This window comes from Xanthobacter sp. NM-59, assembly GCF_021401125.1.
GTDB lineage: Bacteria > Pseudomonadota > Alphaproteobacteria > Rhizobiales > Xanthobacteraceae > Xanthobacter.
Genome location: NZ_JACBFQ010000001.1, coordinates 366,128 through 381,155 on the forward strand (window position 1 = coordinate 366,128; position 15,028 = coordinate 381,155).

The 15,028-nt window shown below is 63.0% G+C and carries 16 protein-coding genes; 15 read left to right on the top strand and 1 reads right to left on the bottom strand.

Annotated features, from left to right (window positions below):
* Nucleotides 1-10: 10 nt before the first annotated feature.
* The 15 genes from L0966_RS01745 (at nt 11) to L0966_RS01815 (ending at nt 13,597) form a co-directional block, all read left to right on the top strand.
* A complete protein-coding gene (locus L0966_RS01745; RefSeq protein WP_234050129.1) occupies nt 11-1,705 on the top strand; it encodes a DUF6538 domain-containing protein in 1,695 nt (564 codons plus the stop codon).
* A 2-nt stretch (nt 1,706-1,707) separates the two neighbouring features.
* The gene (locus L0966_RS01750) at nt 1,708-2,211 is read left to right on the top strand and encodes a hypothetical protein (RefSeq protein ID WP_234050130.1); all 504 of its coding nucleotides are present in this window, start codon (nt 1,708-1,710) and stop codon (nt 2,209-2,211) included.
* A 446-nt stretch (nt 2,212-2,657) separates the two neighbouring features.
* Nucleotides 2,658-3,533 carry a hypothetical protein gene (locus tag L0966_RS01755; RefSeq protein ID WP_234050131.1) on the top strand — a complete coding sequence of 292 codons (876 nt, stop codon included), beginning with the start codon at nt 2,658-2,660 and terminating at the stop codon, nt 3,531-3,533.
* 439 nt (nt 3,534-3,972) lie between these two features.
* Nucleotides 3,973-4,317, top strand: coding sequence for a Bro-N domain-containing protein (locus tag L0966_RS01760; RefSeq protein ID WP_234050132.1), 345 nt, complete (start codon nt 3,973-3,975; stop codon nt 4,315-4,317).
* A 101-nt stretch (nt 4,318-4,418) separates the two neighbouring features.
* Nucleotides 4,419-4,868 (top strand): Rha family transcriptional regulator, encoded by a 450-nt coding sequence (locus L0966_RS01765; RefSeq protein WP_234050133.1) that lies wholly within the window; start codon nt 4,419-4,421, stop codon nt 4,866-4,868.
* A gap of 621 nt (nt 4,869-5,489) precedes the next feature.
* Nucleotides 5,490-6,611: a hypothetical protein gene (locus L0966_RS01770; RefSeq protein WP_234050134.1), complete on the top strand. Its 1,122-nt coding sequence runs from the start codon at nt 5,490-5,492 to the stop codon at nt 6,609-6,611.
* Nucleotides 6,612-7,269: 658 nt separating this feature from the next.
* Nucleotides 7,270-8,211: a hypothetical protein gene (locus tag L0966_RS01775; RefSeq protein WP_234050135.1), complete on the top strand. Its 942-nt coding sequence runs from the start codon at nt 7,270-7,272 to the stop codon at nt 8,209-8,211.
* Between the two features lie 535 nt (nt 8,212-8,746).
* A complete protein-coding gene (locus L0966_RS01780; protein WP_234050136.1) occupies nt 8,747-9,259 on the top strand; it encodes a hypothetical protein in 513 nt (170 codons plus the stop codon).
* A 62-nt stretch (nt 9,260-9,321) separates the two neighbouring features.
* Nucleotides 9,322-9,618 carry a hypothetical protein gene (locus tag L0966_RS01785; protein ID WP_234050137.1) on the top strand — a complete coding sequence of 99 codons (297 nt, stop codon included), beginning with the start codon at nt 9,322-9,324 and terminating at the stop codon, nt 9,616-9,618.
* A 316-nt stretch (nt 9,619-9,934) separates the two neighbouring features.
* Nucleotides 9,935-10,195: a hypothetical protein gene (locus L0966_RS01790; RefSeq protein ID WP_234050138.1), complete on the top strand. Its 261-nt coding sequence runs from the start codon at nt 9,935-9,937 to the stop codon at nt 10,193-10,195.
* Nucleotides 10,196-10,220: 25 nt separating this feature from the next.
* Nucleotides 10,221-10,421 carry an AP2 domain-containing protein gene (locus L0966_RS01795; RefSeq protein ID WP_234050139.1) on the top strand — a complete coding sequence of 67 codons (201 nt, stop codon included), beginning with the start codon at nt 10,221-10,223 and terminating at the stop codon, nt 10,419-10,421.
* Between the two features lie 307 nt (nt 10,422-10,728).
* The gene (locus L0966_RS01800) at nt 10,729-11,550 is read left to right on the top strand and encodes a DUF3102 domain-containing protein (RefSeq protein WP_234050140.1); all 822 of its coding nucleotides are present in this window, start codon (nt 10,729-10,731) and stop codon (nt 11,548-11,550) included.
* Between the two features lie 600 nt (nt 11,551-12,150).
* Nucleotides 12,151-12,570 (top strand): hypothetical protein, encoded by a 420-nt coding sequence (locus L0966_RS01805; RefSeq protein ID WP_234050141.1) that lies wholly within the window; start codon nt 12,151-12,153, stop codon nt 12,568-12,570.
* A 17-nt stretch (nt 12,571-12,587) separates the two neighbouring features.
* A complete protein-coding gene (locus L0966_RS01810; RefSeq protein ID WP_234050142.1) occupies nt 12,588-12,917 on the top strand; it encodes a hypothetical protein in 330 nt (109 codons plus the stop codon).
* Nucleotides 12,918-13,033: 116 nt separating this feature from the next.
* The gene (locus L0966_RS01815; RefSeq protein WP_234050143.1) at nt 13,034-13,597 is read left to right on the top strand and encodes a recombinase family protein; all 564 of its coding nucleotides are present in this window, start codon (nt 13,034-13,036) and stop codon (nt 13,595-13,597) included.
* A gap of 61 nt (nt 13,598-13,658) precedes the next feature.
* Here the strand turns inward: L0966_RS01815 and L0966_RS01820 are convergent, their stop codons facing one another.
* Complete coding sequence (locus L0966_RS01820; protein ID WP_234050144.1) at nt 13,659-14,324, bottom strand: hypothetical protein; 666 nt, start codon at nt 14,322-14,324, stop codon at nt 13,659-13,661.
* Nucleotides 14,325-15,028 lie beyond the last annotated feature (704 nt).

Sequence of the window (15,028 nt, forward strand, 5' to 3'; positions counted from 1 at the left end):
GGCTATCCGCATGTCCCGTCCGACCCGTCGCACCGGCTCCACCATTCTCGCCTTCAGGAAGCGCATTCCCGCTGACCTGCGGGGCAAGGTGACCGGGCAATCCGTCCTGATCCATTTCCCTGCGCACGGCTCTGAGCCCGCTTGCACCGTGGCGGTCACGCTCGGGGCGGCTGAAGTCTCCTTCTCCCTCCGCACTCGCGACCCTCACGTCGCCAAGGCCCGCACGGGCATCGCCGAAACGCACTTTCAACGGCTCTTCAACAGCCTGCGGGAAGGCCCGTCCCGACTCACGCATAAGCAGGTCGTGGCGGTGTCGGGGGATTGGTATCGGGGCTTTGTCGCGAACCTTGAGGATGATCCAGGGGAAGCCCTGGTGCTGAAACAGCTTCAGGAGGCGTGCGCCACCCCTGACCTGGGAGAGCCTGACGACTGCTTGTCGGTGTTCTGGCAGATGGCGGACGCCGCCTTGGCAAGCCGTGCCCTGGTCGTGGATGCCGATAGCCGTCGAAGGCTGGCCTTGGCGATCAAGAGGGCCATTGCCGAGGCGATGGGGACGCTCAAGAGGCGGGCTGAGGGCGATTATGGGCCGGACGTCGTCGTGCAGCGGTTCCCATCGGAAGCGGTTCTGCCCGTGCCGAATGGCGACAGGAGGACTCACGACGCAAGTAAGGCTCCTTCCGATCCAACGGGGAGGGGAAGTGAAAGGGGAGCGGCTCAGCCTGTCTCCTTGACCGGCCTTGTCGAGGACTGGTGGAAGGAGGCCAAGGCCCTTGGTCGCAAGCCCAGCACTCACGAGAGCTATACCAACACTATGGCGGCCTTCATCGCCTTCCTGAAACAGGAGGGCAGGGGAGAGGCCGTGGACGCCGCCGGCAAGGTCACGCCGGAAGACGTGATCGGCTTCAAGGACCATCGCCTTGCCCAGGTGAACCCAAGAACGGGCAAGCCCATCTCACCCAAGACGGTAAAGGACAGCGACCTCGCCGGGCTTCGGGCGGTCTTCGATTGGGCGGTGACGAACCGCCGCGTGACGAGCAACCCGGCCGCCGGCATCACCCTCAAGCTCGGCAAGACGCAACGCAAGCGGGCGGTGAAGGGCTTCACCGATGCCGAGGCGGAGGCCATCCTGCGCCACGTCTCGGGACAGCGGCAGGGGCAGGAGCGTCCGCAGACCTTCGCGGCCAAGCGATGGGTCCACTGGATTTGTGCCTACACGGGGGCCCGTGTCGGGGAGATTGCCCAGCTCCGCAAGGAGGATATTCGGCAGGAGGGCGAGACATGGGTCGTCACCATCTCGCCGGAGGCGGGGACCGTGAAGACGGATGAGGCGCGTGAAGTGCCCTTGCATCCGCACCTTGTCGAGATGGGCTTTCCCGCTTTCGTCCAGTCCTGCAAGCCGGGGCACCTTTTCCTCGTGCCGAACAGGAAGACCGGGGATGTCCTCGGACCGCTCCAGGGCGTGAAGAACCGCCTTGCCGAGCTTTCCCGCGAGGTGGTGCCGGACCCCAACGTGCAGCCGACGCACGGCTGGCGGCATCGCTTCAAGACCCTGGCGCGGGACGTTGAAATGGACCCCGGTGTGCGGGACGCAATCCAAGGGCACAGCGCCGAGACGGTGGCGGAGAGCTATGGGGACGTGTCGCTCAAAGCAAAGGTGGCCGCGATTGCCAAGCTGCCCAGGTATCAGGTGGGTGGGGAGGAATAGCCATGGCATATCTCGTCAAGGCCACTGAAGAGCACGCCAGAGCCCTGGCGTCCATCCTATGCCCCGCCGACCGGGCGGAGGTCGAGGCGCTCACCGGCCGCGAGCCGCTGGACGTGCTCCTGTGGCACGCTGCGAAGCCCGACGCCTGGGCGATGTTCTCCGACGTCGGGGAACTGGCGGGAATGTGCGGTGTGGACCCGATCTACCCGCCCACGCCCGACTATCCCGGTATCCTCAAGACGGGCACCCCGAAGCTCGGGCAGCCGTGGATAGTGGCAGTTGACGCGCTGACCATTCACGAGTTCCTCCCTCTCCTCCGTGAGTGGGTGGAGGATCAACAGGCCCTCTATGAAACCCTGAACAACGTGGTCGATGCCCGCAACTGGGAGCGCATAGCGTGGCTGCGGGAGCTGGGCTTCCAGGTTTCTGAGGAGCCCATCCTGTGGGGCTCCAAGCTCCATCCGTTCTATTCCTTCGAGAGGACCAGAGGCACGATAACGGCCTAAGGCTGTAGGTTTTCTTCCGGCGTGAAGCCCCCTCGGCACCTCCGGCTTAATAGCCATAGAGAGGATCTGAGGCCGGCCTGCATGGGCTGCCCCAACCGTTTCGCTGGTTCATTCGCACAATGCCGTGAAAGCCCTCGAACAGGGCGCTACGGGCTTCACCGCCTGAACCTTGGCGGCACTCCAAGGAGGCCGGGCCGCTACCCATGACGATGGGGCGTTATCCGGGAGCAGCGGGGATGGAGGCGAAGCGGGCCTGTGTGGAGGCGGCCAGGCTGCCTTAGGAGGCGGTGAGGTTGCCCGGCTGCGTCAATGGAGGGCCAAAGGCTAGGCAGTCCTTAAGGCCTGCCGGCAGTATTGGCCGCGCATCCGGTCAACGCTGCGACTCCTAGTTGACAATTCAGTGATTCTGCCCCGAATTTGCCACAACTAGAAATGGGGAGGGTGCTGTGACGATCTGCATAGCCGTCGGCGTTCACGACGGGATGGTCTTTGCCGCAGACAGCGCAAGCACCCTTTCCACAGTTGCCCCGGGCGGGGCAACAAGTGTACTAAATGTTTATATGCACGGTCAGAAGGTTTTCAATCTTTACAAAGGGAAGCCAATAGCTGCAATGACTTGCGGAATTGGCAATTTTGGCCCGCACTCCATTTCATCGTTGGCAAAAGAGTTGCGATTTATTCTTACTAACGGCAGCTCTGACGAGGCGATAAATGCTGATAACTATTCGATTCGTGAAATAGTCGAGAAGACAAGAAAGTTTTTATATGACGATAAGTTTGCACGCCTGAGCCCCCGTCCCAATGGACATTTTGAGTTTTGGGTGGCGGGCTATCCATCGGATATGTCGCAAGCTTTTGAGCTTTGGAAAATTGTATTTAGCGAAGGACAATGCCAACCACCTGTGAAGCTCACGGAAAATGGTGGCGGAGGAATCTGGTGGGGCGGGGCAATCGAGCCTGTAACACGATTGGTCCTTGGATTTGATGATGGCATGCGGCGCGGAATTTGCAGGGCGTCGGGGGTGGACCCGGACAATGTCCCCCCGGAGCAGGCTGCCAAATTGTCACACCTAATTGAATGCGTTCGGAACGAGTCGCAAGTTTACCTCCACTCGCCGGCAATGCCCATGCAAGACGCTATTGATCTTGCAGATTTTTTAGCTGCAACCGCCAAGCAGTATTGGCGGTTTCTGCCCGGGGCGGACATCGTTGGAGGCGAGACTGACATCGCCACAGTAACCCGATATGAGGGGTTCAAGTGGATAAGGCGGAAGCACTATTACCCTAGGGAACTTAACGTGCTGGAGACGGACCATGCCTAAGGGACAAGCCAAGGCGAAGGCCAAGAGCACACCGGTACTGCCACGTCGAGAAGCGGTGGTATCTCAGGGATATGAATATCAGCGCCCTAGAATAGGTAGCGAGGGGCAGAGATATCAAGACCCACAGAGTCGAGGTGTAGAAAAGGCCGATGAACGTGAGCTCGTGCTTCAAAACTTTTCGCTCCTGTAAAGCGAATGCGATGAAGTCCACACCCAGAGGTCGGGCGTGGGGAAAGGGCGTGGCCAAGGCACTTATCTTTTCCACAAGATACACGCCGGCGATGCGAGGCGCATGGTAACTCAGTCTAGTGTCGCTCTGACCGACATTAGCTTTCCAAACCACGGCGCTTTCTGCATTTCCGGGGCCTATCCGAGGACGGGGCGCGCCATATCAACAGGCCTAGCGTGGCTGCGATCCACGCTAGCTTCCGGAATGCCGATGCCAACTGCATCTCCGAGCCCGGCCTCTACCTTCATCGCCTTCAGCGGCCATGACATCCGCACCGTGCTGATCGACGGCGCCCCTTGGTGGGTGGCGGTGGATGTGTGCGCTGCGCTGGGTATGCCCACCCGATCCGGGACCGGGCACTACCTCACAAGCCTCGACGCTGACGAGCAGCGGGTCATTACCCTCGCCTCGACCGAGGGTAATCGCAGGGGAAATCTGAACAAGACGGCAATCACCGAGAGCGGGCTGTACTTCCTCGCCGGGCTCCGCAATGTTGCTTCGAGAGCAACATTCCTTCGGCAGGGCCGAGATGCCGGCAGGCCGCCGTTACATTGACTGCCCCGGTGCGCGTGACCTGTAGGGACAGCACTCGGCACACATCCGACGCCACCCACCACAGGGCACCGTCGATCATCACCACGCGCACGTCGTGGTCGTTGAAGTCCATCGTCCCCTCTCTGCGCCCCATCGTCACCCGTGGCACCGCCGGCAAGCCCGTCACCAACTCGCGGGACGTGGCCCGGTACTTCGGGAAGCCCCACAACGACGTGCTGAAGTCCATCCGGGCCTTGCTTTCCCAGGCTCCGGCATGTGCGGGGAATTTTTCCCAGACGTCGGAAACCGTTGCCATGCCTCGCGGCGGCTCGCGGCAAGAGCCCGCCTACCTCATGGACCGGGACGGCTTCACCCTCCTGGCGATGGGCTTCACCGGCCCCAAGGCGCTCCAGTTCAAGATGGCCTACATCGCCGAGTTCAACGCGATGGAAGCCGAGCTGGAAGCCCAGGTCAGCAAGCCGCAGTTCGTCATCCCCCAGACCCTGCCGGAGGCTCGTCGTCTTGCGGCGGAGCAGGCGTGGGGCGAAAAGAACGCTGTATCAATGGTTTAACTTTTGTCCCACCCCAGCCTAACGCGGAACCTTCAATCGGTGCCAAAGCACCTTCGCGCCCTCTGAGGACAGGGGGGCGAAGGGATATTCTCTTGGTATTCCAATGCTTTGATTTTCCCGCCACTCTAGCCTACTTGGCACCGCCACGCCGCAGCGTCCTGCTGTTGTTTTGGTGACAGCCACGACAGGCCGCCCAACGCTGGCGATACAGCGAGAACCTTGTCGATCATCTCCCCGGAAGGGGCACACGGTGGTCAACAAGCGGTGTGTAGCGGCACCAGTCCTCCGGCTTGCTTCCCCTCGACGGGGAGGACCGACCGGAGACGAGGCATAAAATACGCTGGGGAGAGGTGAATTGCAGGTCTGCCTGTACGTCCACCCCTTGCCCTCTTCCATGCGCTGGCATGTGGATGATCCCCGTAAGGGACAGGCTGACCGGAGTGGTCGGCGGGAGCATCCACGTGTCGCGAGGCTGGGAGAGGGGGAGGGGGGAGAGGTGTACAGGTGTTTCTGTAAGTGTTTCTTTGAGCTTCAAGGAAAGCTCTCCGTCAGCTTTCAGAAAGCTTTCCCTCCACCGACCACCCCTTCCCATTCCGTTTTGGTGACACAGGAGACACCTCTATGGATTTCTCCTCTGCCCCCGCTGCACTCCACGAACGTGGAGCCTCTGACGAAGCATCTTTCGAGAACACCGACACGTCGGTCAGCTTCTATCAGCCCGTGTCCTTCGACGCGGCATTCCGTCCGTGCCCTTCGCATCGGTCGATGTATGACGACCTCTTCCCGGCTGACGACGGCGAAGACGATCCAAGCGTCGCTGACGCGACCGCCGACGAAGACGAAGCCCCTGCCAAAGGCGACCAGCACAACGCCCACGTCATCGCCTACATGGCCCGTCGAGAGCGCTGCCAGCACCTCGCGACCCTCACCCGTGCCCTTCTCAAAGCCCGTCAGCATCTCGACGGCTCCCCCGGCTGCACCCGAATGGGCTTCAGCGAGGAATGGTGCTCCCCAAGGTGGTCTTCCTCTGAGGAAGAGCTTCTAGCCCTCCCCCCAGCGGGCCTTGCCCGCCTTGACGAACCCCTGACCATTGACGAGTTCCAGGCCATCAACCCTTGCCATGACGGACGATGGGTGCGCTATCCGAGCTGCACCTTGCCTTGGTATGGCTGGCCTCCCGTCTTCGGTCATGACGACCCGGTTCTCTTCCGCCTCCGTGTCTGGCAGGGGGCCGCCATGGTCCGCTCTCAGATCGCTGAGGCTGGTGGTCTCGACGATGACCATGGGTGGATCAGCCGGCCGACAGGCGCTTTCCGTCCCGAGTGGTGGAATGACCAGCGCAACGCCGCCTTCATGCTCCCCTCGGAGCGTGCCGCAGCCGCCACGGCCCGGAAGAAGACCGCCAACACCGAAGCCAAGCGCCGCAGCCGGGCCACGCAGAGGGTGAAGGCCGGCAAGGCCCCCACGCCCAAGAAGACCGGCCCCCGCCCTGTGGTCATAGACGGCGACTTCGCCCTCGTGCCCCTGACGAGGGGCTACACGGCCCGCCTTCCCGCCGCCGACGCGCCCCTGGTGGAAGGCCACGACTGGCATGTCTGCATCCCCGGTCCCGGCAAGAAGCCGTTCGCGCGGCGCCTCGTGGCCGGTGACGGATGCAAGCAGAAGGCCCTGCGAATGGACAAGGTCGAGGGCCTCACCGGGCCGGTGGTGGTCATCCCGCCTACAGAATTGCAAGTTTCCTGAAGGACGGCGTCAGTCACTCGCTGTTCCTTGAATGCGAGAGGATGACCTTCCAGCGGGCTTTGCCCGCCCTGGTCATCCCACCTTGCGGGCACCCTGACCGGCTGAGGTCGGATAGGGGTGCCCGCATCTTCTCCCCACTCCGCCACAGGCGGAGCCTCTCTTCCCTATTGCTCGCGGTCTTGGTGGTCCGTGAGCGCCCCGCCCGCCTCACCCCCGTTTTTTCAGTCCTTCCGAGAGGTTGACGGTGGGCGGGGCACCCTCTCCACCACCCCTTGATGATGTCCCAAGTCGCCCAATGGCGGCCCCTCGAATGACGCGCCATCGCTCTCCTACGCTCGCCGTAGGGGCTCGCAAGCGAGACGCCCGAGGCCCCGCATATGCGGGGTTGAACATGCCCTGCGAACTCCGGCCCTGTGGTCTCCCTTCCCCGCGCTGAGGTGCGGCGGGAGGCCCTTGGCTGGAACTACTCCTTGAGCGTGTCGGGACCCATGGCAAACGCCGCCCACCGCTCCGGCTCTCCTGTCCGCCTTTCCCATGATCCCCTGCAACTCCACTGAGGTGGAGCCTCCAGGCCCTGGAGAAGGCCCCCAAGAGAACTACCGGCCGCGCTCGCGACGCCACGCCATAACCCTCCACATCATCAAGGAATTTTCACACCATGGCTTATGGTGACACCACTGTTTCGCGTCTCGGTCAGGTCAATCAGGCCGGCGCCACCGACGCTCTCTTCCTCAAGCTCTTCGCGGGTGAGGTCCTCACCGAGTTCGAGCGCACCAACGTGTTCAAGGGCCTGACGTTCGTCCGCCAGATCCAGCATGGCAAGTCTGCCCAGTTCCCGCTGGTCGGCCGTGCCAGCTCCGCCTACCACACCCCCGGTACCTGGATCGACGGCAGCGCCATCGACCACGCCGAGAAGGTCATCACCATTGACGACAAGCTGGTGGCGACCACCTTCATTGCGGACGTTGACGAGGCCGTGAACCACTATGACATTCGTGGCGTCTACTCCAAGGAGCTGGGGCAGGAGCTGGCCCACCAGTACGACACGCACCTTGCCGCCGTCCTGGCCCTTGCCGCGCGTGCATCCTCGCCGCTGACCGGCCGTCCCGGCGGCTCCCGGATCACCGACGCGGCGATGGCGACCGACCCGGCGAAGCTGGAAGCGGCCCTGTTCACCGCCACTCAGACCCTGGACGAAAAGAACGTCACGCAGAGCGACCGCTATGCCGTGTTCCGTCCGGCGCAGTATTACCTGCTTGCCCAGCGCGACCGGCTCGTGGACACGAACCTTGGCGCTCAGGGCTCCGTGGCCTCCGGCATCGTGCAGACCATCGCCGGCCTGCCCATCGTGAAGTCGAACCACGTCCCGAACACCCAGGTGACCGCTGGCCCGGCCAAGTACCAGGGTGACTTCCGCACCACCGTGGGCCTCGTCTTCAACAAGATGGCTGCCGGCACCGTGCAGCTCATGGACCTGTCCATGGAGAGCGACTACGAAATTCGCCGTCAGGGCACCTTCCTGATCGGCTCGTACCTCTGCGGCCACGACGTGCTGCGCTCCGACTGCGCCATTGAGCTGGCGACGGGCGCGGTGGCGTAAGCCCGCCGCATGACCTGCGGTGCCCGATGATCGCCCCATCTCCGGCAGCTACGTTCATCGCGACATGGTCCCTGCCGCTCCTGTGGCTGATGCCACTGGCGGCGAAGACGTTGTCGCTCAACTGAACGCCCTCATGGCGTCCCTTCGCACCGCCGGCATCCTGTTGACCAGCGACAGCGAAGACGCCTCGGCGGAATAGCTCTGCCCCTTTGCCCTTCGCTCGCGAAGCTCGCGTCTCCTCTCAAGGAGCCCTGAAGCCCATCCCTCAGATTTGATCGCCCGCAAGGGCGTGCTGAGGGGTGGGTGAACAGGGCGTTTACGGCCTCGACATGGCTTTCCCCATGGCGGGTTCCACCAAGCCCTTCGGGACCTATCACAGGGCCCCGAGGGCACCCCCTTTTGCGGACACCCCCTACGCTCGCGTAGCTCGCCCAACACCTCGCCCGACCTCTTCAGGAGGCTGCTTCTGCCCAGCCTTGCTGGGTCCCTCGCAGCTCACAGGGCACCGCCACCCCTCCATAGAAAAGGACCCCCCTTGACCACCACCCTCACCTTGGCCGCTCGCGTCCCTGGACAAGCGGGCGTCGGCGCCCTCGCGCTCCTGATCGAACATGCGGACGGCACCCGAGAGGAGGTCACCGCGCCGCTGACCGGCTCCGTTGAGCTGCGCGAAGCGGGCTTCCTGGCGGCCACCTACGCCCTGTCGCTGGTCGATCCCGAACAGCCCACGGTGCTGCGGGCCACGATGCGCAGCGTTGTGAATGCCCTCGGCTCCATGCCCTGGTTCCCGACCTCTGACCTCCCCATCGGCGTCATTGAGGCCCGCCACGAGTTCCTGGTGGCGGCCGCTCGGTTCCCCGCATTGCGGGTTGAGCTGGCGGGAAGCGATGAAGAGGCCGTGGCGGACCTTCTCAAGGCCGCCGCCAGCGTGGCCCGAGCCGCCTCCGAGGAGCGTCTCACCGCTTGCGGGCTCGCCTCGCACCTGCCGACCCGCAAGACCGCTCGGTCGCACCGCAAGACCGCTCGGTCGCACCGCAAGGCCGCCTGAACTCCAGTCCGTGACTGGAGCCTCTGACCACACCATCACCACCACCAACGAAAGGACTTCCCATGACCACCAACACGGCCGCCTTGCGCGACATTCCCGGCTCCTACGGCACCGCTCCGGCCTCCCGTATCCCGGCTCCGATGATCGCCGCCGGCCTCTATGACCTGTCGCCCGGCACCCTCCGGCACGACGGCTCCCGCCCGCGCATCCTCTTCGACATGACGACTGAGGACGGCCGGGCCGCCCATGCCGCCCTTCTGGCGGACCGCGACCGCTCCGAGGCGGCCAAGGAAGCCGCTTTGGAACGCCACGCCGCGTCCCAGGGCGCTGCTGAAGGCATGAACGGCATGGGCATCTGACATTGGCCGTTCACCAGGAAACCGCCGATGATTATGGCCGGGTGCTGGTCTTGCTCAATGACCGGTGGCGCGTGGCCGTGTGCTCGGATGGTGTTCAGTATCTCTTGCAGCGGCGCGGAGCGAAGGCCAACACGCCTTTCCCGTGGTCTTCCATTTCCTTCTGCGTGACCCGCAGGGCGCTGGAACGCTGCATTCGGGAGAAGGCCATTCGGGAGGGCTCCCACGTCTCGGGGGAGGCGCTTGACGCCGTGGCGGCATTGCCTGATCGGGCAAGCCTTCTTGCCGCTCCCGCGCCCTCTGAGAGAGTGGCCGCCTGATGCCCTCACTTCAAGACATGAGCCTCGTGGACTTCCACGACGGCAAGGGGCCTCGGCACGTTGAGGGGCTGGTGTGGTCGCCCGTCTCCCGCCTCTGGGAAGCGACCATGACCGACCCGCAGGGGAACAAGATGTTCTTGGGGAGCTTCGAGACGCCTGCACGGGCTATCGAGGCCGTCGAGAGCATGACCAAGACCTTCGCCAAGCTGAAGGCGTTCACGGGCACCAAGGTCGGCGGGCCAAGGCCGAAGGCCGGATGAAGCCAAGCGCATCCAAGCCAACCGAATGAGTGTGAAGCGCCCCTTTCGCGGGGTTTCGTGGGATGCGCTCTATAAGTGCTGGACGGCGACCATCACCGTGAACGGCAGGCGCATCTGGCTCGGCTCCTTCGAGCGGCCGGAAGATGCCGCACGGGCCTATGACGCCGCTGCCCTTCAGCACCACGGCAGCAAGGCGAAGCTGAACTCCACTTCGTGGAGCCTCTGAACGGCCTCCAAGCCGCCTGAGGGCGTATGGCGCCTTCCTGACTACGCCTTCCCTTTGGCGACCACGAGCGGGTCCAATCCCCGCCATGTGCCGCCATCCATGCGACATGACAGGTCTGCGGAGTTTCCGCACACCCCCACGGGTCCAATTCCCGTGCATCGCCGCTCTTCCCCCAGCCGACTGCCAGCTTGCTGCACTCCACCAAGGTGGAGCCTCTGGCGCAAGGCGTCCATGCGACCGCGAGCAAGTCCAAGCCTTGCCATGTGCCGCTCTCTCACCCCCCTCACATGAAAGAGCACACCACCGCATGATGAACACCACCACCGACACCGTGACCACCGCCACCCTTGCCCCTTGCGTCACTCCCATGGTCGAGATGAACACCCTTCCTGAAGCCATCAACGCCGCTCATGAGGCGGTCAAAGAGGCCGGGAAGATGACGCTTCTCAAGGCCAAGGAGGCCGGCGAGCTGCTTTTGCAGGCAAAGGCTGAATGTGCCCATGGCGAGTTCAAGGCGTGGATCGAGAAGAACTGCGTATTCTCCTACGACCGGGCAATGCGGTACATGCGAGTGGCGAAACTCAGCGGCAAAGTTGGGGAGGTCCCCAATTTTGAATGCGGCATTGACGCCTTCCTCGACGCCCATGCCACGCACCGCGACAAGGCCCCCTCTCAGACTACCAATGCCGCCAAGGCCAAGCCCTCCACCGAAAACGCCGGTAACTCGGTCAAGGTGTCGGAGTTGAAGGCGGAAATCGGCCGTCTCGCTGGAGAACTCCAGGCGGCCCGTGACGCGCTCGCCACCGCCGAAGCCTACATTGAGACCCTGAAGGGGCAATCCCCGGTGGCCAGCTTGCTGGCGCAAGAGACCAGCGAGCCGCCCAAGGGACCCGCTACGCGGGACGAGGAGCTTTCGACCCTCCGTCAGGACGTTGCCGACCTCACCGAGATGCTGGACACCTCCGAAGCGGACCGCAAGGCTCTGAAAGAAGAGGTCTCCGAGCTGAAGCGGCAGCTCCGCAAAGCGACTGAGGCCAGCCCCCTGGCGGAAGCGGCCACTCGGAAGAAGTCTTCCGGTCCCATGGTGGATGATGACGGATACGTCATGAAGAACGAGTGGGACTTCTAGGCCCGGCTGACGACTACCCGCTGACGCCCTGCACTCCACAGGGTGGAGCCTCTGCGACGTGACCTTGCCCTCGTGGTCCAACCCCACGACACGCCGCCTGTTCAAGTTCTCTTCAAGATCGCGCCACGCCTCACCAAGGCGGACGCTCTCAGTGGGCGTTGCCGGCCTTCCGCGCTCCGCCGGTGGTGGAGCCTCTGGCGATATTTCGCCTAAATTTCTGAGCCCTTCTCAATACTTAATAATGCCGCGCGTTCCCCCCGTGCCCCCTCGCGCCTGAGAGGGAACACCGCGCGGCACGCGAGCGAACGGCAAACCGCGCGTGAACGCGAGCTTCGCGAGCGAAGGGCAAGTCACGCCCACCCACGCGCAAGCACAGGCGCCCACAACGCATGTACACGCGCCCACATGCTTGCGTTATTCCGCTTCTGTCGTAAGTTGACGGTCGGACGAAAGCTGTATTGAACATCAACAACTTCTGAGAAAAATCAAGACATTCTCAGAATTGTGCTTGACAGTTCCAACGAGACGAATCAGTCTTTTCTCATGTTCGGAGCGGCGAGCGGCCCACGAACACTTCCCAACAACTTGAGGAACACTGAGATGCTCACGATTGACTCGGCTATTGCGCTTGTCACCGACACCTTCGCCCCTGAAGAAGTCCTGTCCGCCGTCTGGTCCGGTGACGGCACGGAGGTGCTGGTGATGGCGACCGAGGCGGGAGAAGGCTTCGTTGCCACCGTGTGGGAAGGGGAGGACATCGACGGCCGGCCCGTCCTGTACTGCGATGCCGGCGACAAGGGCCTTGACGACTTCACCGACGCCCTTGCCCGCGCCAACGGCCTGAAGCCGAGGGCCAATCAGGACACCGTGGGCGACATGACGTGGCACACATGGGCGGGGAAGGTCGAGACAATCGACGCCTACGCCTCGGGGGAGCTTGAGCCGGCTTGGTCGGTGGAGCGCATGGCCGCTGCCAAGCGGGATGCGGACGCCTTCAACGATGCGCCAGAGCTGGTCTGAGCCGAGGGGGACAGGACATGAGCGAAACCATGACCTTTGACGAAGCCAAGGCCCTGCAAGCCTCCATTGAGGCGAGCGTGGCCCGTGCGGGGGCGTGGCTGGACCATCTGCGGGGCGACCATCGCACCGTCCTTGGCCTCACGCCTGACGAGGTGAAGTTCTCTCGGGAATGGCAGCGGGGGAAGGCGGTCTATGACGCGGCCTTCCGGCGCCTGCGGGAGTTCAACCGGATGTTCGTGAAAGCCTACGCCCGAGAGCTGCGAGCCGAACGGCGGGAGCGTGAGGGGGTGCGCAATGCCCGCATCACCCAAGCCGCCAGAGAGGCCGCACAGGCGATGCCTCAATAGGGCTCAAGGCCCTGTGAGACGAGGCGTCCGAAAAGCCGGAATGGACTCTATCGGACGCCCTCCACACCGTCTCGCAGGGGAGGTGTTCAGTGGGACACGGGAGAAGGGGAACGAAGATGCTGGTGGGCTATTGCAGGGTGAGCACGGACGGGCAGGATGCGGGCTTTCAGAGCCAGCTTGACGACCTCAAGGAGGCGGGTTGCGACAAGCTCTTTCAGGAGCATGTCAGCGCCGTTGCCGCGTCCCGGCCGGAGCTGGAACGGGCCTTGGAGTTCCTGCGGGAGGGTGACACGCTGGTGGTGACCAAGCTGGACCGCCTCGCTCGGTCGGTGCAGCACCTGTGGTCCATCGTGGAAGCCCTCGACGCCAAGGGCGTGGGGCTGGTCATCCTCAACCTGGGCGGAGAGAAGCTGAACACCTCGTCCGCTTCAGGGCGCCTGATGCTGTCCGTCTTCGGTGCCGTGGCCGCCTTCGAGCGGGAATTGCTCCTTGAGCGGCAGAGGGCCGGCATCGCCAAGGCCAAGTCCGAAGGCAAGTACCGGGGCCGCAAGCCCACGGCACGGCCCAAGGCCGATGAGGTCAAGCGGCTGAAGGGTGAGGGCGTGAGCCCCACAGAGATTGCCGGGCGCCTCGGGATCGGCCGCGCGAGCGTTTACCGGTGCTTGCAGGAGGCGGGGTGAGGGGCAAGGCGAGGGCTCGCCGAGATTTTACGCGAGGCCCTTCGCCTATCTGTTTTTTACCTCACTCAGCAGGAGGCGGCGCTGGCGGGGCAGACGGTCTGCGTCGTTCTTCGGGGATACCCAGCTCAGTCCGAATACCACGAAGTTCAATCCCGATGCCGGTCGACAAGCTTTCGCCCAGCCGTCGTGCATCGCGTGCTTCACTTAACCGATATAAATTGCCGTCCCGAAGCGAGAGAACGGCAAGGTCAGCCGGGCGGCCGTCAACGCCAACATATGCTGTCGAGATGGAGTAGAGGGCGCCGTGAACGAAATTACGCACTAAGTCGGGGTGAATAGTGTTCCAGATATGGATGGCCGTTTGCTGCCCGCCGACCTCCAGGCCGAAATTTGGAGCGAACCTGACTGAAAATTCGCGAGATGGGTCTTCAAAGACGGTCGTAGGCACGGAGAACAAGGCTCCTCTATGGACCGCTCGCCATTCCATCAGTTGCTCCAGTCCGCTTTGAACAGACCGACGCTCTGGCGCCTTCTTGATATCGGCTATTGTCTGCTGGATGCTTTCCCATGACTCTCCGGCGAGCAGTCTCGACGAGAGCAAGCCTAGGCTCTTATGAAAATCATAACCGCCTTCGGACGGCATGAGCCTTTCTTTTAATGCCCGCCGCCGGGGACGCTCATTTAAGCAGAGGATTTTTAGGTAGGCTGAGAACCCGAAATTGACCACGTTCAGACTCCTCGTTTGGTTGTGCGTCTCCCTCCACAATCAAAGGTAGCATGGACTAAAAGAGGAACAAATCCAAAAAGTCATATATCAACAAAATCATCAACGGCGTCTGCCACGCTGCTTGCGGATGGTGATTTCAATCTAAGTTTGCATTACAGCGGGGCCTTGCCTTTGCTGCATTCCACTGCTACACAGGAGGCACCTAAGAGCGTCCAAATATCTCGTAAAATCAATGGCTTGATCCGTTCGGCAGCGCAATCCGCCCCTGGGCACCATCCATTTCCTAACATATTGAAGTTTTCGCCTTTTTACTCCGTGCCCCCGCACCGGGTGCTGGGTGCGGGCGATCTTTGTTCGGCAGCTGAGCGCGCCAGGCGTTCCTTGTCGGCAGCTCCGGTGTAGACGTCAGCCGTCTTTCCGGTGGGCCATCCGTAAGGCACCAACAACCCACAATTCGAAGCTTCAGCCGCACGCCCCGCGCCAGCCTTGTGTAGGCCATGGGCGGATCCTGGGCAGTCGTCCGCCCGGCGCGCGTCGCGGTCCTGTGTTCGATGCGCTCCTTGATGAGTGGATTGCTGGTGGACGCAGGCGACCGGAACGGCTCCAGGTCGCCATGCGTCAGGGGCTTCGGGATGCGGCGGGAGCGGACCTTGATCGGTGTCCACTGGAGCGATGCTGAGCGCGGTCTTCCGGCGTGAGGACGG

Coding starts and splice junctions, on each gene's coding strand:
- L0966_RS01760 (WP_234050132.1), top strand. CDS start 3,973: ATGCCAACTGCATCTCCGAGCCCGGCCTCTACCTTCATCGCCTTCAGC.
- L0966_RS01770 (WP_234050134.1), top strand. CDS start 5,490: ATGGATTTCTCCTCTGCCCCCGCTGCACTCCACGAACGTGGAGCCTCT.
- L0966_RS01800 (WP_234050140.1), top strand. CDS start 10,729: ATGATGAACACCACCACCGACACCGTGACCACCGCCACCCTTGCCCCT.
- L0966_RS01805 (WP_234050141.1), top strand. CDS start 12,151: ATGCTCACGATTGACTCGGCTATTGCGCTTGTCACCGACACCTTCGCC.
- L0966_RS01810 (WP_234050142.1), top strand. CDS start 12,588: ATGAGCGAAACCATGACCTTTGACGAAGCCAAGGCCCTGCAAGCCTCC.
- L0966_RS01790 (WP_234050138.1), top strand. CDS start 9,935: ATGCCCTCACTTCAAGACATGAGCCTCGTGGACTTCCACGACGGCAAG.
- L0966_RS01815 (WP_234050143.1), top strand. CDS start 13,034: ATGCTGGTGGGCTATTGCAGGGTGAGCACGGACGGGCAGGATGCGGGC.
- L0966_RS01795 (WP_234050139.1), top strand. CDS start 10,221: ATGAGTGTGAAGCGCCCCTTTCGCGGGGTTTCGTGGGATGCGCTCTAT.
- L0966_RS01745 (WP_234050129.1), top strand. CDS start 11: ATGTCCCGTCCGACCCGTCGCACCGGCTCCACCATTCTCGCCTTCAGG.
- L0966_RS01785 (WP_234050137.1), top strand. CDS start 9,322: ATGACCACCAACACGGCCGCCTTGCGCGACATTCCCGGCTCCTACGGC.
- L0966_RS01750 (WP_234050130.1), top strand. CDS start 1,708: ATGGCATATCTCGTCAAGGCCACTGAAGAGCACGCCAGAGCCCTGGCG.
- L0966_RS01775 (WP_234050135.1), top strand. CDS start 7,270: ATGGCTTATGGTGACACCACTGTTTCGCGTCTCGGTCAGGTCAATCAG.